This is a genomic window from Selenomonas ruminantium subsp. ruminantium ATCC 12561 (assembly GCF_000424065.1).
In the GTDB taxonomy this organism is placed as follows: Bacteria; Bacillota; Negativicutes; order Selenomonadales; family Selenomonadaceae; genus Selenomonas_A; species Selenomonas_A ruminantium.
This window is the reverse complement of sequence record NZ_AUJE01000046.1, coordinates 1-20,067: the sequence shown is the minus strand read 5'-3', so window position 1 is coordinate 20,067 and position 20,067 is coordinate 1. Positions and strand designations below refer to the sequence as shown.

Annotated in this window: 16 protein-coding genes; 13 read left to right on the top strand and 3 right to left on the bottom strand. The window is 42.8% G+C overall.

The features are described 5' to 3' along the window. The first annotated feature begins 204 nt into the window (after nt 1-204). From G598_RS0113630 to G598_RS18045, 5 genes are all read left to right on the top strand, one after another. A complete protein-coding gene (locus G598_RS0113630) occupies nt 205-1,431 on the top strand; it encodes a replication initiation protein (protein WP_014426053.1) in 1,227 nt (408 codons plus the stop codon). 218 nt (nt 1,432-1,649) lie between these two features. Continuing rightward, nucleotides 1,650-2,408, top strand: a complete 759-nt coding sequence (locus G598_RS0113625) for a ParA family protein (RefSeq protein WP_014426054.1) — start codon at nt 1,650-1,652, stop codon at nt 2,406-2,408. Beyond that, on the top strand, nt 2,401-2,706 hold the full coding sequence (locus G598_RS0113620) for a hypothetical protein (protein ID WP_014426055.1): 306 nt from the start codon (nt 2,401-2,403) through the stop codon (nt 2,704-2,706). Before G598_RS0113625 ends, G598_RS0113620 begins: the two co-directional genes overlap by 8 nt. Before the next feature lie 112 nt (nt 2,707-2,818). Then, entirely contained in the window at nt 2,819-3,424 is a 606-nt protein-coding gene (gene fic, locus G598_RS0113615) for a protein adenylyltransferase Fic (protein WP_014426056.1), read from the top strand. Between the two features lie 92 nt (nt 3,425-3,516). Beyond that, a complete protein-coding gene (locus G598_RS18045) occupies nt 3,517-4,731 on the top strand; it encodes an AAA family ATPase (RefSeq protein ID WP_014426057.1) in 1,215 nt (404 codons plus the stop codon). A 94-nt stretch (nt 4,732-4,825) separates the two neighbouring features. Here the strand turns inward: G598_RS18045 and G598_RS0113605 are convergent, their stop codons facing one another. Beyond that, nucleotides 4,826-5,962, bottom strand: coding sequence for an ATP-binding protein (locus tag G598_RS0113605; RefSeq protein WP_014426058.1), 1,137 nt, complete (start codon nt 5,960-5,962; stop codon nt 4,826-4,828). A gap of 143 nt (nt 5,963-6,105) precedes the next feature. On the opposite strand from G598_RS0113605, the gene G598_RS0113600 reads away from it, so the two are divergent. The 5 genes from G598_RS0113600 (at nt 6,106) to G598_RS0113575 (ending at nt 14,272) form a co-directional block, all read left to right on the top strand. Beyond that, complete coding sequence (locus G598_RS0113600; RefSeq protein ID WP_014426059.1) at nt 6,106-6,522, top strand: type II toxin-antitoxin system MqsA family antitoxin; 417 nt, start codon at nt 6,106-6,108, stop codon at nt 6,520-6,522. A gap of 113 nt (nt 6,523-6,635) precedes the next feature. Continuing rightward, nucleotides 6,636-8,423 (top strand): type I restriction-modification system subunit M, encoded by a 1,788-nt coding sequence (locus G598_RS0113595; RefSeq protein ID WP_014426060.1) that lies wholly within the window; start codon nt 6,636-6,638, stop codon nt 8,421-8,423. A gap of 410 nt (nt 8,424-8,833) precedes the next feature. Then, entirely contained in the window at nt 8,834-10,090 is a 1,257-nt protein-coding gene (locus G598_RS18745) for a restriction endonuclease subunit S (protein ID WP_014426061.1), read from the top strand. Then, nucleotides 10,090-11,094 (top strand): virulence RhuM family protein, encoded by a 1,005-nt coding sequence (locus G598_RS0113580; protein WP_014426062.1) that lies wholly within the window; start codon nt 10,090-10,092, stop codon nt 11,092-11,094. Before G598_RS18745 ends, G598_RS0113580 begins: the two co-directional genes overlap by 1 nt. Nucleotides 11,095-11,260: 166 nt before the next feature. Further along, nucleotides 11,261-14,272, top strand: a complete 3,012-nt coding sequence (locus tag G598_RS0113575; protein ID WP_211221591.1) for a type I restriction endonuclease subunit R — start codon at nt 11,261-11,263, stop codon at nt 14,270-14,272. Nucleotides 14,273-14,321: 49 nt separating this feature from the next. Here G598_RS0113575 and G598_RS0113570 read toward each other — a convergent pair whose 3' ends face one another. Beyond that, complete coding sequence (locus tag G598_RS0113570) at nt 14,322-14,588, bottom strand: hypothetical protein (protein WP_014426064.1); 267 nt, start codon at nt 14,586-14,588, stop codon at nt 14,322-14,324. 371 nt (nt 14,589-14,959) lie between these two features. On the opposite strand from G598_RS0113570, the gene G598_RS0113565 reads away from it, so the two are divergent. The 3 genes from G598_RS0113565 to G598_RS0113555 all read left to right on the top strand — a co-directional run bounded on the left by G598_RS0113565 (nt 14,960) and on the right by G598_RS0113555 (nt 18,773). Beyond that, on the top strand, nt 14,960-17,185 hold the full coding sequence (locus G598_RS0113565; RefSeq protein WP_014426065.1) for a MobA/MobL family protein: 2,226 nt from the start codon (nt 14,960-14,962) through the stop codon (nt 17,183-17,185). 96 nt (nt 17,186-17,281) lie between these two features. Then, complete coding sequence (locus tag G598_RS0113560) at nt 17,282-18,202, top strand: hypothetical protein (protein WP_014426066.1); 921 nt, start codon at nt 17,282-17,284, stop codon at nt 18,200-18,202. Continuing rightward, nucleotides 18,183-18,773, top strand: a complete 591-nt coding sequence (locus tag G598_RS0113555) for a hypothetical protein (RefSeq protein WP_014426067.1) — start codon at nt 18,183-18,185, stop codon at nt 18,771-18,773. Before G598_RS0113560 ends, G598_RS0113555 begins: the two co-directional genes overlap by 20 nt. Before the next feature lie 294 nt (nt 18,774-19,067). Here G598_RS0113555 and G598_RS0113550 read toward each other — a convergent pair whose 3' ends face one another. Next, nucleotides 19,068-19,718 (bottom strand): CatA-like O-acetyltransferase, family 3, encoded by a 651-nt coding sequence (locus G598_RS0113550; RefSeq protein WP_014426069.1) that lies wholly within the window; start codon nt 19,716-19,718, stop codon nt 19,068-19,070. Nucleotides 19,719-20,067 lie beyond the last annotated feature (349 nt).

The window sequence follows — 20,067 nt, the reverse complement described above, 5'->3', positions numbered from 1 at the left end:
TATCGTAGGGAAATGTGACCAGTTCGTAGGGAAATGTGACCTAATTAGAAGGAGTATCGTAGAAATTGCCATTGCAAACCCTACGATACTGTTATATAATAATTAATCGTAGGGGATTGTGACCTAATTATCGATGTAAGAGCCGATAAAAATCACAATTCGGTACATTACACGAGTTAGATTTACAATTTAGGCGGTGAAAATATGTCAGAGGAACTTGATGAACGTAGGCCTATTATCTATCAGAGTAATCCTTTGGTAGAAGGACGACAACCATTTGGAGCAATAGAAATGCGCCTCTTTTTACTGGCTTTGCAACATGTAAACCCACATGTGTCGAAAAATGATAAATTTTATGACGAGGCATTTAAGGATTTAAGATTATCTCCGGGACAAGTAAAGAAAGTTTTTGGTCATGGTGAATATCTCAATAGACTAGAATCTATATGTGATGGAATGGCAGAAAAGGTAGTTACACTTCGTGATAGTGATGGAGGTTTTACCAAATATCCTATATTTGGACGTATAAAATACAGGCCCGAAGATGGATTGTTAATCAAATTCAATGAGGATATGCGCCCGTTGATATTAGATATACTAGAATCAGGACGTGGCTATACTAAATTAGATGCTAAACAACTTTTTGGCCTTCATTCAGCTTATGCTGTAAGATTATTGGAGCTGATGTTACAATATCGTGGCATGATGCAAAATAATATAATTACAAGAAATATAGCAATTGAAGACCTGAGATTTCTCATGAATATAGAAGATGGGAAATATAAGCATGTTGGTTCATTTGTACAAACAGTCATAGAAACACCTATTAATGACATAAACCAGAGTACAGAATATAATATTAGTTATGAAAAAGTGAGAAATGGTAGGAAGATAATAGGATTTATTTTTTCTTTGGATTGCAGTGAGGTTACGGCCAGCCAAGATGTTCAAAGAAATATACAGTTGGAGATGACGCCTAGTAAAAAGGAAAGGCATGGTTTATCAATTAAGGTCGTAACGCAGCTAACAACATTATGTGGAAGTAATGAGGAATTTGAAAAAAGAATGGAGCATGCGTTGAAATTAGCTGAACAAAGAAAACCCGAAAATTTACAGGGATTCTTGTATAATGCTATAAAAGAAAACTACAGACAACAAGATTTAGATACGCAAGCTGCGATAGAACGTGAGTTGACGGCTATAAAAGAAAACAATGAATGGGAACAAGTAGCGAAAAAGTTGTTTGGTGGTGAAGTCGCTATAGATGAGTCGAAGGAAGAAATACCTTTTGATAAGAAAAATAAAATAGAGGCTGCGATAGTGAAGGTAATATGCAAAGAACTTCGTGATAGAAAACTATCATTTACATCGCGTAGTCGTTTAGAAGACCATAACATGAGTGTTGAGAGGTTTTTAGAGCTATATGCCTGATTCTATAAGGAATACACAAGGTATTTAACAGCTATAAGAAGGTAAAAATAATGTTGCCAAACTGTGTAATTTCAGTTTGATAACATTATTTTTATTGTTAAATTACAGTTATTTTAACGTTAAAATAACATTATATATACATTGACATTTATGTAAATATAATGTATAGTAATAGTAAAAATAGTGTAATGGTAGTGTTAGATAGAGGGGGATTTAGCATGCGGGTAGTAGTTTTTAGCAATAAGAAAGGCGGCGTAGGTAAGACGACCAGCGCTTTAGCAACGGCAGCAGGCTTAGTAAAAGCAGGCTATAAAGTATTAGCTATAGATATGGATGGTCAGGGGAATTTTGGTGTTTCTTCTGGGGGAGAAAAAAACGTAAAAGGAACATACGATTTCTTAAAAGGGGATTCATTAGAGACCGTATTACAAAGCAATGGAGTATATGATTTTATAGCTGGAGATAAGCGGCTATCTAATGCAGAGGCCGATTTCCCTAGAATTGGTTCGGAAAGTCTATTAAGAAAGGCTTTGAAAAAGGTTGCAGGTTATGATTTTGTGATTATTGATACACCGCCTGCTATGGGGTTATTAACACTTAATGCATTGGTGGTAGCAGATGACTTAATAATTTGTGCGCAGAGCGATGCATATTCAGTGGCTGGATGTATGGAGCTTTTTGGCAATGTTGAGCTTGTTCGTGAGAACTATAACGAAAATCTAAATATAGCGGGGATTTTGCTTACAAGATATTCAACTCAAACCAATATATCTAAACAGATGTTACCTCTTTATGAACAGGCAGCCCAGGTTATGGGGGCAGTGGTATTTAATACTAAGATTCGAGAAAATATTAAACTGACAGAATCACAGGTTATGAATAAACCTATATATAAGTATGCTCCTGATAGCAATGGGGCAAAAGATTATGAAGCATTTTTAAATGAATATTTGGAAGGAATGAAGAATAATGGCTGAGAGTTTAGATGTTGCATCTATGATTGATACAGATTTTTCTGCTCATGTAAAGGCGCAAAAAAAAGCTAAAAAAGATAACAAAAAAGAAACAGATATAGATAATGGTTCAGTAAAGAAGACTAAACGTCGTCCTAGGGTAAAGAAGGAATATAAGCGTGTATCTGCGTATATTACACCTGAACAGTATCAGAAGCTAGACGAGCTTGCAACCATGAGCAAACATAGCTTAACCGATACAATAGGAGAAGCTATTGACGCTTATTATAATGTTATAAAAAGGCGTAGAAAAAGTAACTAAAAAGTTATTATACTGTTATAAAACTGTTTAATAACAGTATAATAACTTTTATTTTAACGTTAAGTTTAATGTATAAAAACACTTATATAGTGCTGATATAAGGGGCAGTGCTATGGATGTAAACAATAAGTTAGGAATAGAAGATTCGCTGTATTTAGCTCATGAAGAAGAACGATTGACGAAGAAACGTGCCCTTGAATTGCATGATAAAAGAATGTTGTATGAATTTGAGGTTGGCACTTTTGCAGGCTTGAAATCAATACATGGATATTTGTTTCAGGATGTCTACGCATTTGCCGGGAAGTTGCGTACAGTCAATATAACAAAAGGATATTTTCGATTTGTACCAGTATTGTATTTAGCGGAGGCGCTTTGTAATATTGATAAAATGCCGCAGAATACCTACGAGCAGATTATTGATAAGTATATTGAAATGAATGTTGCTCATCCCTTCCGTGAAGGAAATGGCCGCAGCACTCGCATTTGGCTGGATGTCATCTTAAAAAAAGAACTGGGTCAGGTCATTGACTGGAGTAAAATCGATAAAGAAGATTATCTTTTCGCCATGGAGCGCAGTCCTGTTCGCAATAAAGAAATAATGATGCTGCTAAAAGAAGCGTTGACCAATCATATTGATGACCGACAAGTATATATGAAAGGCATTGATGCTTCCTACAAATATGAAGGTTACAGCACCTACAAAATTGAAGATTTATAAAATCCCGTGTTGGATAAGTTGGATATATTGGATATGTTGAACAACATATCCAATATATCCAACTTATCCAACACCTGTAAGAGGACTTTTTTATGAAACTTCCTATTGGAATTGAAGATTTCGCCATGCTAAGGCAAAATAATTACTATTTTGTCGATAAAAGCCTTTTTATCAAGGATTTACTGGATAGATCACCTAAAGTGCTGGTAATGACACGCCCTCCACGGTTTGGCAAGAGCTTACTTCTGTCTATGCCCAAATACTTCTTTTCATCAGAATACGGCAAAGGAAACCGCCACCTCTTTGACGGCTTGGCTATTGAACAGGCTGGAAGCCCATATATGGATGAACAAGGGGAAAAACCTGTGGTTATGATTTCTCTAAAGGAATGCAGGGGAACTACCTGGGCGCAAATGCTGGAGAATCTAAAAAGTAAAATGGCCGCTCTTTATCAGCAGTATATGTTCCTGATGAAAAATAAAGCGATAAGAGACGTTGAGCGCCGGTACTTCACCGCCATTTGTAATAAGAGCAGCAATACGGCAAGCCTTGAAATCTCTCTACAACAGCTTCTTCAATTTATCAAACAACACTACCATAAACCAGTTGTTTTACTAATAGATGACTATGATATGGTAATTCAACAAGCCTGGGAAAATGATTTTTACACAGAAGCCTGCACCTTTATGGGAAATTTCCTTGGCAGCGCCCTAAAAACCAATCCAGCATTGGATTTTGCCCTGCTGGCCGGTGTATTAGGCATACCTGATAATAATTTTTTTCTCGGCCTGAACAATGTTGTTACCAGCAGTGTCGTAAACGAATCGTATCCCACAACCATGGGCTTTACTCGTGATGAAGTTACCAAGCTGGCATCTACCTTTGGACAGAAGCAACGATTACCTGAAATAGCGCAATGGTACGGTGGTTACCATTATGCTGGAATGGAAATTTACAATCCTTGGTCAGTGATAAGCTATTTTGCCAACCATTGCCGTTCACAGTCTTACTGGGATATTACCATCAACCAAGCTATGCTCAAACAACTTATCCCTAAAGCTAGCCATGAACAGTATAACAGCTTGTTACAACTGCATGAAGGACAGAATATCACAGCTGTCATTGAAGATGGAAGTTTTTACGAAGATGTTGGCATAGACGCTCTTTATACGTTACTGCTAATCAGTGGGTGCCTGACCGCTGAATCCAGCCATTGGGGACCTGCAGGCCAAGAATGTACATTGGTCATTCCCAATAAGGAAACTCATATATTATATAGGCAGGAAATATTTCGTCATATAAGCTAATACATAGCGATTTCCTATACCCCAAAGTGTATAGATTGTATATACAGTATATACGGCTAACCCCTTTTATTATAAGGGATTAGCCGTGTTTTAATTATCTTATGGCCTCTTGCTTCCAGTTATCATCCCAGCGAAGGTAGAACAGTAGAAAAGGGTCGAGAATATACAGGGTGCTGTTTTTCCATTCTAAGGCAGGTATAGAGGATTTGATAATGCTTTCGCTATGTTTAATTACATTGGCTAGATACATCCCTTTAGGGGCTTCTTCTCCTTCTTTCAGGAGTTCACTCATGCACTCATGTATTTCTGCGGCGGTCAGTTTCATCATAGGTGGGTAAATGCTCAGGCTAAGCAGAAATAGTCCATAGGCATCGCAGTGAAGCCCGTTTTTCAAAGTATATTCCTTGCGACGGCTTCGCCTCTTTGCTGCCCCTTCCCACATATTCCGTATATTGTCCCTGTAATACTGGTATGCCTCCACGGTATCACAAAATGCCCTGTTTACTGCATCAGAAGAGATTTCTTCACCATTTTTTATGATACGAATGGCCAGATTGTAGCAATTTTTCTGCATCAGCTGAGGGGAAAGGACACTTTCCTGCACAATTTGCTCTATCTGTTCGTTAGGAATGGGGATATGCAATAAATCGAACCCCTTGCGGGCTATCTGTTCTAATTCCTCTTTTTTCCAAGGAAGCAAGTTTATAAAGACCGTACGTCCGATGAGGTCAGGATTGCGTTTGATAACGTCATCAGCGAAATGAGGCAGCGTTAGGAGAATGACCTTTAGTCCGTTGAAAAGCTCTGCTTTCAATATTCTGGACAGACAGAGCTGTGTTTCGGGGTTGATGTAATGGAAACCATCAATGACCAGCACCAAATCTCCGGCAATAAGTTTTTTCAGAGCCCAGGTGTTGTTTCGTATGATTTCGGGAATGATATTTTCCCTTTGGCTGCACAGACGTTCTGCTATCTGCTGCCAAAAATCTTCAACAGAGTTTATATGGGCACCACTAAGCTCAATGATTTTTTCTCCCGGCACAACTTTGCGATAGAGAACGGTCTTTCCCGTCATAGAGCTACCTGAAATAACTATCAAGCTCCCCACCTTTTGAAGAGCGCGTCTTAGTTTTGCCTCGTAGGTAGTCCCCCGCTTTTCTTGTCTATTTATGTATGTATAAGACGGCATAGTGTTAGGGCGAAATACATCTACAACATGGCATTCTTTCATATTCGCACCTCCTCGTAACATAATGTTTATAAAATTAGTATATCATGAATATGATTGCACTAATACACCACTATGGTTATAATATTGATTAGACGAGAAATTTCACAAGTATTCCTACAATAACAGAGAACCGAGGTATCATTATGGAAGAACACAAATATGATACAGAAACTGGTGTGGAACTAAAAAGGGATGTTAGACCTTTAACTATAAAATACCAAGGTCGTAGCAAAACCTTTGATATGCCCGGCTGGTATCCGGCAACGGATGAGTGCGATGCCACCTTTACCCAAGATGACCTAAAGGTATACGACAATGCCATCAAGGAATTAAAAGCAGAGGTGGAGCATCTGCTACTGCCAAATGAAATACGCACCATCCGCAAACGCTTAAATTTGACCCAAATTCAGGCCGGTCTTATCCTTGGCGGTGGAAAAAGAGCGTTTCAAAAGTACGAGAGCGGTGATATTCTCCCCAGTCGAGCAATATCAAATCTACTTAGGCTGCTCTCCATCAAGCCCTCCCTTCTAAAAGAGTTGCCAGCGGCAGACGAAGAATAATATCGTAAAAAAACCTTATTTTCACTGTTGGATATATTGGATATGTTGTTATTATTGAACAACATATCCAATATATCCAACTTATCCAACACATTTTCGAAAGGAACAAGTATATGTCAGAAACAAGCAATGAGAAAATACAAGAAGTAGGCCGTAACATACAGGAGAAAGCAGCATTGGTCTGGTCTGTGGCAGATGACCTGGTAGGGGCGTTCAAGCCTCACGAATATGGTCTTGTTGTGCTGCCCATGGCGGTTATCAAGCGCTTCCATGACTGTCTGCTGCCAACTCATGAACGGGTACTGGCAAAATACGAGGAAGTCAAGAATCTGGCCGTGAAGGAGGGCTTTTTGCGCGGTGCTTCCGGCTATCAGTTCTATAACACCAGCCCGTTTACGTTCAAGACTCTGGTAGCTGACCCGGAGAACATCGAGGACAACTTCAAGGCTTATCTGAACGGCTTTTCGGATAACGTGCTGGATATTCTGGCGCGCATGGATTTCACGTCACAGATTAATCGCATGGTGGAAGGCGGGCTCCTGTATCAGGTGATTTCTGACTTCAATTCGGAAAAGGCGGATTTCTCCCCGGAAAATGTCACGGCGGTGGATATGGGTTATATCTTTGAAAACCTTGTCCAGCGGTTCTCCGAGTCTTATAACGAGGAAGCAGGGGCGCACTTCACCAGCCGGGATATTATCTATCTTATGTGTGACTTGTTGGTGGCCGGGGACAGGAATGCCTTTGAAGAAGATGGCATCAGCAAGACTGTCTACGATATGACTATGGGCACCAGTCAGATGCTGACCTGCATGGAAGAACGACTCAAAGCTCTGGACAGCGAGGCTGACGTAGATGTTTTCGGTCAGGAGTTCAATCCCTTCACTTTCGGTATTGCCAAAGCAGATATGTTGATTCGTGGAGGAGACCCGGACAATATGCAGTTTGGCGATACGCTCTCGGATGATAAATTCAGCGGCTATGAATTCGACTATATCATTTCCAATCCTCCCTTCGGCATTCCCTGGAAGCGGGAGGAAAATGAAGTCACCGCCGAACACAAACAGGGGGCTGCCGGACGTTTTGCCCCCGGCCTGCCTGCAAAATCTGACGGTCAGATGCTTTTCCTGCTGAACGGCGTGGCCAAGCTGAAGGAAAATGGCCGCATGGCCATCATTCAGAACGGCTCGTCCCTATTCACTGGGGACGCAGGTTCTGGCCAGTCCGAAATCCGCCGCTATCTTATTGAAAATGACTGGCTGGATGCTATTGTGCAGCTGCCAAACGATTCCTTCTACAACACAGGCATTGCCACCTATGTATGGCTGATTACCAAGGACAAGCCCGAGGAGCGGGCCGGGAAGGTACAGCTGATTGACGCATCAAATTGCAAGGTTTCCCGCCGCAAAAATATCGGTAACAAGCGTGTGGACATCACTACCGCTTGCCGTGACTTGATTGTAAAACTCTACGGTCTGTATGCTGATGGCACGTTCACGGAAACGGATGAAAATGATGGAGAAATCACCGTAAAATCCAAGGTGCTAGATGCCGTGACCTTGGGCTACAACAAAATCACCGTGGAATCCCCGGAATTGGACGAAAATGGGGAAAAGGTGCTGAAAAAGGGCAAGCCCGTGGCTGACACCAAGAAGCGTGACACGGAAAACGTGCCTTTGGAAGAAGATATTGACGCTTACTTCGAGCGAGAAGTCCTGCCCTATAATCCTGATGCCTGGATTGACCGTAAAAAGACCAAGGTGGGCTATGAAATCCCCTTTACTCGAACCTTCTACGAATACAAGCAGATTGAGCCGGCGGAAGATATTGCAAAGCGCATTGAAGAACATGAGAAAAGCTTGATGAGCAAGCTCCATGAGTTGTTTGAGGAAAATGAGTAAACGAAAAGCCGTCCAATGAATGAACGGCTTTTCTCCCTCAACGGCTGGCCTTTGCCCGAGGTGTTTGCTGATTGCTGTACTACTTCATCAGCACGGTGAATAAATAGTTGGCTACCAATCCAGCAATCAATGAAAGCAGGAAGTCACGCAACAGGTTTAGGTTGTTCATCGCTAACCCTCCCTTCCGCTGAGAGGTGCACAGCGAAAATATTATAGCATTTTTTTGTGTGTTGTGCTACAATAACAGTAGGTTTAGGACGTTCATTGCTGACAGCGTTGCGGGTTGGCCGCCTGTAACGCAAGAGGTCCGCTAGATGAACAAAGGAAGAGCCATTCCTACGGGGATGGTTCTTTTCGTATGTAAAATTTTATCCGTGACAATAGTATTAGCAATATGATGGGGGATGTTGATGAAAGCGATAATGCGGGATAAATCAGAGTTAAAGGATAGTGGGATTGAGTGGATGGGAGAAATACCTCAATCATGGAATATAATTGCTAATAAATATGTTATGCACAAAGAGAAAAGTCTTTGTGCAAAGTGGAATGATGAAGATGTTCTATCTTTAACAATGAATGGTGTTATTGTTAGAGATTTAATAAATCCAACGGGGAAAATGCCAACAACATTCGATGGCTATCAATATGTAAAAAAAGGCGATTTGCTTATGTGTCTTTTTGATATTGATGTGACACCTCGATGTGTAGGACGTGTATTAAATAATGGAGTTACAAGCCCTGCATATAGCAATTTCAAAATGCATGACAACGCAAAGTTGGGATATTACTATTATTACTATCTGATGATGGACCATACAAAAGAACTGTTACACTTAGCTAAAAATTTACGTCATTCATTTACTGAAGAACAATTAGGAGTTCTGAAAGTACCTCTTCCACCAATAAATGAGCAACAACGCATCGCCCACTACCTTGATGACCGTTGTTCCAAGATAGATACTATCATTGCTGAAGCTAAAGCAAGTATTGAGGAATACAAGGAACTGAAACAGGCGGTTATAGATAAATACATTCTGGGGTATAATGATATTCATATCAAACTTAATCACTTAGGCTCATTAAAAAACGGACTAAATTTTACACATTTTGAGGAAAATGGGAATATAAAATTCCTCGGAGTCGGTTGTTTTAAGGATAACACTATCCTCTCTAAGGAAGATTCGTTTGAGAATATACATATAGATTTCGAAATTGACGATGAATATTTATTAATAAACGGGGATATTATTTTTGTACGCTCAAACGGAAGCAAGGACTTAGTGGGGCGTAGTATTATGGTGGATAATATAACATTTCCTTTGACTTATAGTGGATTCTGTATACGATTCAGAAATCAACATACAGAGATTGTTGATAGCAAATTCTTATTATATTATTTTAGAACAAGTTATTTCAAAGAATCGTTGCTCAAACATAGCAATGATTCAACCAATATAAATAATCTCAATCAAGGAATGTTGAATGCGATAAGAATTTCTGCTCCTATAAAAAACGAGCAATTAATGGTAATTGAAAAACTTGAAAAAAAATTATGTACAATGGAAGATGTTATTTCTGAAAAACAATCCCTTATCGAAGACCTTGAAGCCTACAAAAAATCCTTGATTTACGAAGTAGTAACCGGCAAGCGGAAGGTGGTGGCGTGATGACCAACGCTAATATTCGCAATAGCACGGTAGATTTTTTGGTATTTACCAAGGACAGCGGCGCAGGTTCCATTGAGGTGCGGGTGCAGAACGGCGACGTATGGCTGACACAGAAGGCCCTGGGGGAACTGTTTGACATTGACCGCAGTGTTATTGCCAAGCATTTGAAGAAGATTTATACGGATGGAGAACAGGATGAGGATTCAACTTGTGCAAAATTTGCACAAGTTGCCGATAATGGTAAAACCTATCAGTATAAGTTCTATTCCCTGTCGGCCATTATCGCTGTTGGCTACAAGGTAAATTCCCAAAGGGCTATCCAATTCCGTCAGTGGGCTACCAAGGTGCTGGACACCTTTGCCAAGCAAGGGTATGTGCTGGACAAGAACCGACTTATCAATGGTCAGATTTTTGACGAAGACTATTTTGACCATCTGATTTCCGAGATTCAGGAGATTCGCGCTAGTGAGCGGCGTTTCTATCAGAAAATAACGGACATCTACGCTACGGCGGTAGATTATACGCTGGACAGCAAGACCACCCGTGATTTTTTTGCCACAGTGCAGAATAAGATGCACTATGCCGTTCACGGCAGTACAGCGGCAGAGCTTATCATGGATAGAGCCGACCACAAGAAGGAACACATGGGGCTGACCTCATGGAAAAACGCCCCGGATGGAAAAATCGTCAAGGCTGACGTGTCAATCGCCAAGAATTATCTGGCTAAGGAAGAAATGCAGGAACTTAACGAGATTGTCACCATGTATCTAGACTACGCCACCCGTCAGGCCCGCCGTCATATTCCCATGACCATGGCTGACTGGGCCAGCAAGCTGGATGCATTCTTGCAGTTCAATGATGCAGAAATTCTCCATGATAAAGGTAAAGTATCTGCGGCCATTGCCAAAGCCTTTGCAGAAAGCGAGTTTGAGCAATACCGGGTGTTGCAGGACAAGCACTATGTCAGCGATTTTGATAGGTTAATGCAGGAAGCTGACAATTAGACAAATAGCCATATTGTTCTTTCTGTGAGGATATTGTGAGAAAATGGGGTGGTAATTCAGTCACAACCTGTGACTGAATTGATTTGTCCCCCAACCTGGGGGACAAATGGACAAAGCAATGATATTGTCTTTATGAAAAGGACAATACAAAAAACAGGTTAAGTAGGTGATAGCAGTGGCAGAGAATGAGAAACAGTTTGAAGCAAATATAGAAGAATACCTGATAAGCCCTGCAGGGGGCTATCAGCAGGCGGATGACTCCGGCTATCGTGAATCCATTGATATGGCGCTGGATATAAAAACGCTGGTGCGATTCGTAAAGACCACCCAGCCTTTGGTATGGCAACGCTTTGAGAAGCAGTGCAATTCTGACCCATTACGAAAGTTTTACAAGTGCTTTGAAGATGCGGTGCAGGCCGATGGTCTTGTTTCTGTCCTGCGACATGGCTTTAGGCACCGTGGAATGGATTTCAAGGTCTGCTATTTCAAGCCAGAATCTACCCTCAATGACCTGGCGGTGAAGCATTACAAGCAGAATATCTGCCAGTGCATCCGTCAGTGGCATTATTCGGCGCAGAATAATAACAGCGTGGATATGATGTTGGCCATCAACGGCATTCCTCTTGTGGCCATTGAATTGAAGAACCAGCTCACTGGCCAGAGTATCGACAATGCCAAGACCCAGTGGATGTATGACCGGGACTATCGGGAACCGATCTTTAAGCTGAATCACCGCATTCTTGCCTTTTTTGCCGTTGACCTGTATCAGGCAGCCATGACCACGGAATTGAAAGGAGCCAATACCTTTTTCCTGCCCTTCAATCAGGGGAGCAATGGAGCAGGCTATGACGGCGGGGCTGGCAATCCCCAGACGGAGAACGGGGATTATGTTACGGGCTACATTTGGAAGAATGTGCTGCAAAAGGACAGCCTGCTTGATATCCTGCAAAAGTTTGTGAACTTCCAGGGGAATCGATTGATTTTCCCTCGCTATCATCAGCTGGATGTGGTGCGGAAGCTAATTTTCGATGTGCGGGAATACGGCTCAGGCCGTAATTACCTGATTCAGCACTCGGCAGGGTCAGGCAAGTCCAACTCTATTGCCTGGACAGCTTACCGGCTGGCCTCCCTGCACAATGCCGACAATGAGCCTATCTTTACTTCGGTAGTCATTGTAACAGACCGCCGCAATCTGGATGCCCAGTTACAGGAAACCATTATGGGGTTTGACCATACCATCGGCAGCGTGGAAACCATTGGGGAGAAGAAGACCTCCCAAGACCTCAAAAAAGCCATCAATGCCGGGAAGCGGATTATCGTCACCACGTTGCAAAAGTTCCCAGTGATTTATGAGGAAGTCAAGGACACAGCTGGAAAGCGGTTCGCCATTATTGTAGATGAAGCCCATTCTTCCCAGACCGGCAGTTCGGCTATGAAGATGAAGGTGGCTTTGGCCGATAAGGCGGATGCCCTCAAAGAATATGCTGAGCTGGAAGGCAAAGCCGAAGAGGAACTTTTGGATAACGAAGACCGGCTGGTGCAGGAAATGATTGCCCATGGCCGTCATGATAATCTGTCCTTTTTCGCCTTTACGGCTACGCCCAAAGAAAAGACTTTGGAGCAGTTCGGCACGGAATACGAGGATGGTTCTTTCCATCCCTTCCATATCTACTCCATGCGGCAGGCCATCGAGGAAGGTTTTATCCTGGATGTGCTGGCCAACTACACCACCTACAAGACCTGCTATCAGATTGCCCGGAACGTGACGGAAAATCCTGCTGTTCCCCAATCCAAGGCATTGAAGCTCATTCGGCGTTTCAGTGAACTTCATCCCTACAATATTCAGCAGAAGTCTGCTTTGATTGTGGAGACTTTCCGCGAAGTCACTAAACACAAGATTAAGGGCAAAGGCAAGATGATGGTGGTGACCTCTTCGCGACTGGCAGCGGTGCGGTATTTCCATGAAATCAAGCGGTATCTCAAAACACATAACTATCATGATATCGAAATCCTCGCCGCCTTCTCCGGTAGCATCAAAGACCCGGAGGATGCCAGCGATAAGGAATATACGGAAAGCGGCCTCAATGTGGATGCCGCCGGGAACCATGTTTCCGAAGCTCAGACCAAGCAAGTTTTCCATGATGAGGGCCATATCCTTATCGTGGCCGAGAAATATCAGACCGGCTTTGATGAACCGCTGCTGCATACCATGATTGTCGATAAAAAGCTCAAAGGTGTAAAAGCGGTGCAGACCTTATCCCGTTTGAACCGTATCCACCCAGATAAGGAAGACACCTATATTCTCGATTTCGTCAACACCAAGGAAGATATTTTGGCAGCCTTCCAGCCTTTTTATCAGGAGACTTATCTGGAGGAAGAGCTGAATACCGACCTCATCTACAAAGTGCAGAAGATGCTGCGGGATTACAAAATCTATGACGATAACGACATCGAAAATGTCAGCAAAATCTATTTCGATGAAAATGCCCGCAAAGCCAATAAGACACAAGCTGCCATTACCAACACCCTGCTGCCGATACAACAGCGGTATAACGACTTGAATCAGGAACAGCGTTATCAGTTCCGTAAACTTTGCCGCAATCTGGTAAAATGGTATGCTTACATTACCCAGATTACCCGTATGTTTGACAAGCCCTTACACAAGGAATATATCTTCTGCTCCTATCTCGCCAAAATCCTGCCCAGTGATCCCGAGGTTCCCTTTGACCTGGGAAATCGTGTCCGGCTGGAATATTACAACTTGCAAAAAACATTCAGTGGTTCGATTTCTTTGGTGAAGGAAGAAAAGGGCGCGTTTGCTTCAGCCAAACTCAAAAAGCCGGTCAAGCAGGAAGAAACCCTCAGCCCATTGGAGGAAGTTATTGCTAAAATCAATGAGCAGTATCTAGGGGATTTTACCGAAGGGGATAGAGTAGTGATCACCACTCTCCACGAAAAGCTCCGGCAGAATAAGAAGCTGCAAAAGGCTGCTCAAAATAATGGCGCGCAGATGTTTGCGAATAATGTCTTCCCCAGTATTTTTGACGATACGGCGCAGGCAGCTTATATGGAAAGTACAGAAACTTATACCCGACTCTTCCAAGATGCGGAGAAATACCGCGCCATCATGAATGCACTGGCAGCGGCCATGTTCCAGGAATTCAGAACACAAATATAAGAAACTACCCTAAAAGGGCGTAACCTATTTTGTCAGGTTACGCCCTTTTTTAATATGGAATTTTTTTCCTCCGGGAAACATCATCCCGATACCTCATCAGTAACTGTAAAACTTCATCGTGTTCGTATAAATCCAAAATCCCTGCTTCCTTGAAAATCTGACCAGCCCGATACATTTTCAGAATTTCAGCTGACCGTTTCTGCTCATTGGTGATGGCAGTCACTTCATGCTCCAACTGTTTTCGTTGTTCATTCAAGCCCTCCATCCGCTTCTCTAGGGCTGCAAGGCTCTTTCTCTTCCGTTCTAAACGTGTCATGGTATAAAATCTCCTTTCTGTAAATACATTTCATTATAAATCTGATAGGGGGTTGAAAAACTATACAATATTTTACTCAATGTCAAAATTTCCATAGGGTGAAAAAATATAGGGGGTTCTGAATCCTCTACAATATTCGAAGCTGGCCCCATTTCGGCAAGGATATGTGCTACAATACCTCACAGCCAAGGTAGAAATTAGTGCAGAAGTAAAGAGATGTGCACTTAGGAGTGTCTGCCTCAGGCCAGACACTCCTGGGACTTACGAGAAACTACTCACTTTTCCAAAGTCCCGTGGGTACCGGGACGAAAACGTCCTTTTTGCCATTCGCTTCGCTCATTGAACCTGCCGTTGGCTGAGGAGGAATCAACATGGCAATGTATCATTTTCGTATAAAATCAAGCAAACGCCCCAAGGGGAATTCTGTAAGTGCTGCCGAGCACAGCGATTACATCAATCGAACAGGCCGGTATAAGGATTATGACCAAAAGGAGAAAGGGCATGGCGCTCAATCTGTATCATCGCCACCAGCGGACACCTCTGCGGCCAGTCATTTACAATACATCAACCGGGAATCTGTTTTCCAAAAACGAGGTGGTTGCGTATATTCTAAAAACCATCTGCCGAAGTGGGCAGATGGCAGCGCTAAGACGTTTTTTACCGCGGCGGATAAGTATGAACGATTCAACGGGGAGCGCTATAAGGAAATTGAATTTTCCCTGCCCAACGAACTAAACCTTGATGAGCAAAAGAAAATCGTGGATGAATTCATCAACCAGCATTTGCAGGATTTCTACTATGCCTATGCCATCCATGACAAGATAGGTTCCATGTCTGACGGAGAGCGGCAGCCCCATGTTCACATCATGTTTTCCACCCGGGAAATCGATGATGTGGAACGAGAAAAGGAACGCCCTCCGGAACTTTTCTTTCGCCAATACAATGGCAAAAATCCGGCCAAAGGAGGCTGCAGAAAATCATGGAAATGGAATTCTGCCGACAGGAAAAAATATCTTATGCGCTTACGCAGGGACTATGCCAAAATCCAAAACGAGGCCTTAGAGCGAAACGGCATTAACCTGCGGGTTGACCACAGGACCTTAGAAGCTCAGCGTGAGGAAGCACTGTCTAGCGGTAATTATTTTATAGCTGACCTTCTGGATAAAAAGCCGGAAAAAAGTGTAGGGCCCGTAGAGCTTATAAAGTCGGATAGCAAATTGGTCCATACACAGAAAAAACTTCGGGAAATAAATCACCAGCGAGAGCAAACTATCATTACCAGTTTCATGATAAAGGATGCCATGGACAGGGACAAAATGGAGGAAAAATCCCAAGACTTGAAGCAGAGGCAGGAGAGAATCTTTGCCTCTGAGCCAGATATCGAGGATGCGGATGAACAGGCATATTTCACGGAAGAAAAGCAGAAAATCCAGGAAATGTATAAGGATATGGTGGCATTTTACGGAATCACCATCTGGGCACCAAGGGCAGTAGAAATGGCCTCCCTTGATACGATGACCACCGAGGAAAAGGAACTCTGGCAAGATTTGAAAAGCTATGGCAAGGAAAAAAGGGAATGGGAAATCCTCAAAAGCCGCATGATAGAGCCACCGGGGGATGATGTGGAAGCCTTGGAGGCATATCTTAAAATCTGCCCGGAAATAGATAAAGAACTGGACAAGATTAACCTCAAAATCCGTCAGGCTGCAGCTGATATACGCCCTGTATTTGAGCGGTTAAAGCTGCCACATAATAAGGCCAGCATTTTGAAGCGAGCGGCCTTTTATGTGAATGACAATCGCCTGGCTAAGACTGAAATCAGGAAGCTGCAGCGGAACATGGACAGCAAACTCAAGGCCTTGGACAAGCACATCAAGGACTATTTTGCCGTCAGACAAAAGAACCGGGAGTATTCTGCCGAGGAAGTGGCCAGTATCCTCAACGCCAGTATTTCTAGACAGGAAACTGCTGAAAAACGGCTGGCCAAAGAGCTTTATCACATGAGAAAACGGGTATTTAGTTATCCTAGAGCCATCGAAATGGCCAAAAATAACTATGTACAGGGGGCGTTCAAACAGCTCCGTGCAGATAAGCGGGAACTAAAAAAACGGGAAGATAGGCTCTCCCCGGAAGAACGTAAAAATGCGTGGCAGGAAATTGACCGCCGTGAGCAGGAACTGGAAGCGCGGTGCAACACGGCAGTAGGCCGGTCAAAAATAGAAGCCATTGCCGCAGGTATACTTCGTAAAAATGCGCCCATAGCCAAAGAGTACAACGAGCTGTGCGCTAAGCATCGAGCACTTAAAGATTCCATTATACAAACAAAATATCAATCGCAGCGAGTGACGACAAGGGCCCCAAGGGAACAGGGCAACAAATTCCGTGTTGCGCCGTCATCATCAGGAGGCGGTGGTGGCAGTATCTATCCAACGCCCTCCCGTGATGCAGACCTTATCAGTAAGGCATTATCCGGCGGAGCCAAAGAAGCCCAGCTGGTAGCCAGGTCAAAACCAGACGAGCCGGACGATTGGAAATGGCTCAGCGAAGCGGAAAAGGACGATTTACGGCATGATATGCGCAGCATTGACCGCTACTAAAAAATCGCAAAGTAAAAAAATGTATAGTTTTTCAACCCCCTAGCAGATTTACAATAGACCTTGTTAGCAACCTAGATAACGAAAGGAACAGGATATATGGCACTTACGCAATGGCACGAAATCCGGGGCAAAATGTCCGTGGCTCTGGAAGTAGGCGTTGAGGCCGCATTACTCTTGGAAGATATTTACTACTGGGTAAATCACAACCGAGAACGAGAGCACAACTTCAACGATGGCTACTATTGGACGGTCAACAGTTATCAGGACTTCATTAACCGCTTTCCCTGTTTCAATATCGGGAAAATAAAACGACTGCTTGCCCGGCTCCGAACAGCAGGATTTATTGAAGCCAGACAATTTCGGAATTATGACCCCAGAGACAGGAGCCTCTGGTACCGCATCACGGAAAAGACAGCTCAGCACTATACTTCACTGGCTGAGGCCACTGCATTGCAGCAGCAAAGTAACACCAATGAGTATTTTCAAAGGCAAAAGTCAAAAATGACCAATGCATTAGTCAAATCTGACTCCTGCACAGGTCAAAATCGCCCGATGCATAGGACGAAAAAGCACTTTCCTTCCATATTAACAAATAGCACTAACATTAGAGCACATACAAAAAAGGGGGCTAGCGCCCCAGATATATCTTTGGGGCACTGCCCTACCGCATTTATGGCCGTTGAAGATGAACAACTACGCTCAGCCTTGCAGGCTTTCGCCGCTGAACGGAACCTGCATCGCAAGCCCATCAGTAACCAGGCAGCCACTTTGCTGCTGATAAAATTGGAGAAACTGGCCCCTCAAGATATAAATGCTCAATTGGAAATCATCAACAATAGTATCATCAATGGCTGGGCAGATTTCTTCCCCCTTCCACAATCCAGGAATACAAACAAAGAAAACGCTGCAGATGGCCATATATCCCCTACCAGGAACTTGTATGAGGAGACATTAGCCAAAGCAGCGAAATTAGACGCAACCTACGGAGGTAACGACAATGACCTATTCACCGAATGACAAACAGAAAGAGATTATCAAGATTTTATGTGGTTTCCGACCAGCCTTTCCCAATAGCAAAGTAGACAGCGATACCATGCTGATATATGCCTATGCCCTGCTAGACATGGATACAGGCGTCCTTTACGCGGCCATGACAAAGATACTGCACACATGCAAATTCTTCCCCACTGTAGCGGAAATAAGAGCCACCGCTGAGGAAATGCTGCAATTTAGCAATAATTCCTCCATCCCTACCGCCGGAGAAGCCTGGGAAGAGGTGCAACGGGTAATACGAACCATCAGCCCATACAGCAGCAAGCCTTGGGAATTTTCCTGCCCGGAGGTGGAACAGGCCGCCAGACAGTTCGGCCTCATGGAGCTTTGCAGGCTTCAGGAGAATGAAGTCAACACAGCCCGCGCCCAGTTCATGCGTATATACAACCAGCAGCAGGAAAAACTGAAAATGCAGCGGGAAATGAAGGCTGTGCTCCAAACTCTGCCCCCATCCAGAAAAAGCCAGTTTTTAGCGGTGGCGAGAAGCATTATGGCCCCCAAAACCTCTACTTCAATAGCTATTTGGGATTTATGATGCATATTTCCTCCAGTAAGTATCGTGAAATGATACTTACTGGAGGAAATGCACCTATTATCAAGACCTTCACTATTTCATATTGAAGTAGGTTTGAAGTTAGCATTGAAGTTATATTGAAGTTTATTTGAAGTAGGTTCATCAATTAACGCAAACCTGAGCATGTAGAGATTTACGTGCTCAGGCATTTTTTTGTCCAGATAAGAGGGAGCCTGTATGACAGCCACTTAGCGTTCCTCGTTATATTCCGATTTTATGTTCCAACGTTCATCCCGACAAACGGGAATTTAGCGATTAGAGCTTCATGAAAGACTTGATTTCTTGTTCCAAGAGACGAAATACGTTTGCAACCAGATAGCCATCAGCGATTGCATGATTTAGACGAACGGTCACAGGCATGACAAGCCTACCGTTTTCTTCTCTGTATTTTCCCCAGTTAATGATCGGCGCAAAATATAGATTTCCATCGGGAAGTTCAAGATGAAGTGAATCATAGGAAAGCCAAGATATAAACGACGCATCAAACCAGTTGGGATGGTTTACTATATCCAGACCGTATTCCCTTGTCTTCTTTGCCTCTTCAACATCCAGCAATGCGGCAGTGTAGAACTTTTCATAGTCCTCATCGTATTTCGTATAAACAGGCGTACAGGTTTCCGTATCTTCATGGAAAACATACTGTGTTGGATTGATCACGTCATAGCAGATCAGCTCATCTGTCTGCCAAAGGTATCCCATTCTGTAGTCTTCACGTGAATTCATAACCTTTGAAAGAATATACAGGAAATTAACATAAAACTTCGTTCCTGTGTTCTTTGAATGTGTGACGAGCTCTGTTACGTCTATTCTCGACGTTATCGAGGTTGAGCACTTGCAATCTTCCGTAAAGTGGCGAAATACGCCTTTACGATAATATGTCTCTTTGTCAATTACTTTATAATTCATTTTCTTCACCCTTACAAACTTCGATTTGCCCATCGTCTATAAAACTGGAAAATAAAATCACATTCAAAATCTTACAACATCTTCTTACAAAAACCAATTAGTATTTGACTTATAAATATGCTGATTGTATAGTCAATAAAGGGGGCAACCAATCTGATTACTCCCTCATAAATCAAAATTATCATAGAAGATTCATATTTACAGAAAAAATTTCAAACTCTCGTTAAAGAGGATTCACCGTGTCGTAACCCTCTCAATAAAAACCATTCTGCCTAGTAAATGGCAAAATGGTTTTATTATTCTCCCTTTTTACAAAAGTGTTTCTATATGCACAAACTTGAAGTTGTGC

Coding starts and splice junctions, on each gene's coding strand:
- G598_RS0113550 (WP_014426069.1), bottom strand. CDS start 19,718: ATGAATTATAAAGTAATTGACAAAGAGACATATTATCGTAAAGGCGTA.
- G598_RS0113600 (WP_014426059.1), top strand. CDS start 6,106: ATGGAAGAACACAAATATGATACAGAAACTGGTGTGGAACTAAAAAGG.
- G598_RS0113570 (WP_014426064.1), bottom strand. CDS start 14,588: ATGACACGTTTAGAACGGAAGAGAAAGAGCCTTGCAGCCCTAGAGAAG.
- fic (WP_014426056.1), top strand. CDS start 2,819: ATGGATGTAAACAATAAGTTAGGAATAGAAGATTCGCTGTATTTAGCT.
- G598_RS0113620 (WP_014426055.1), top strand. CDS start 2,401: ATGGCTGAGAGTTTAGATGTTGCATCTATGATTGATACAGATTTTTCT.
- G598_RS18745 (WP_014426061.1), top strand. CDS start 8,834: ATGAAAGCGATAATGCGGGATAAATCAGAGTTAAAGGATAGTGGGATT.
- G598_RS0113555 (WP_014426067.1), top strand. CDS start 18,183: ATGACCTATTCACCGAATGACAAACAGAAAGAGATTATCAAGATTTTA.
- G598_RS0113580 (WP_014426062.1), top strand. CDS start 10,090: ATGACCAACGCTAATATTCGCAATAGCACGGTAGATTTTTTGGTATTT.
- G598_RS0113595 (WP_014426060.1), top strand. CDS start 6,636: ATGTCAGAAACAAGCAATGAGAAAATACAAGAAGTAGGCCGTAACATA.
- G598_RS0113625 (WP_014426054.1), top strand. CDS start 1,650: ATGCGGGTAGTAGTTTTTAGCAATAAGAAAGGCGGCGTAGGTAAGACG.
- G598_RS18045 (WP_014426057.1), top strand. CDS start 3,517: ATGAAACTTCCTATTGGAATTGAAGATTTCGCCATGCTAAGGCAAAAT.
- G598_RS0113560 (WP_014426066.1), top strand. CDS start 17,282: ATGGCACTTACGCAATGGCACGAAATCCGGGGCAAAATGTCCGTGGCT.
- G598_RS0113565 (WP_014426065.1), top strand. CDS start 14,960: ATGGCAATGTATCATTTTCGTATAAAATCAAGCAAACGCCCCAAGGGG.
- G598_RS0113630 (WP_014426053.1), top strand. CDS start 205: ATGTCAGAGGAACTTGATGAACGTAGGCCTATTATCTATCAGAGTAAT.
- G598_RS0113605 (WP_014426058.1), bottom strand. CDS start 5,962: ATGAAAGAATGCCATGTTGTAGATGTATTTCGCCCTAACACTATGCCG.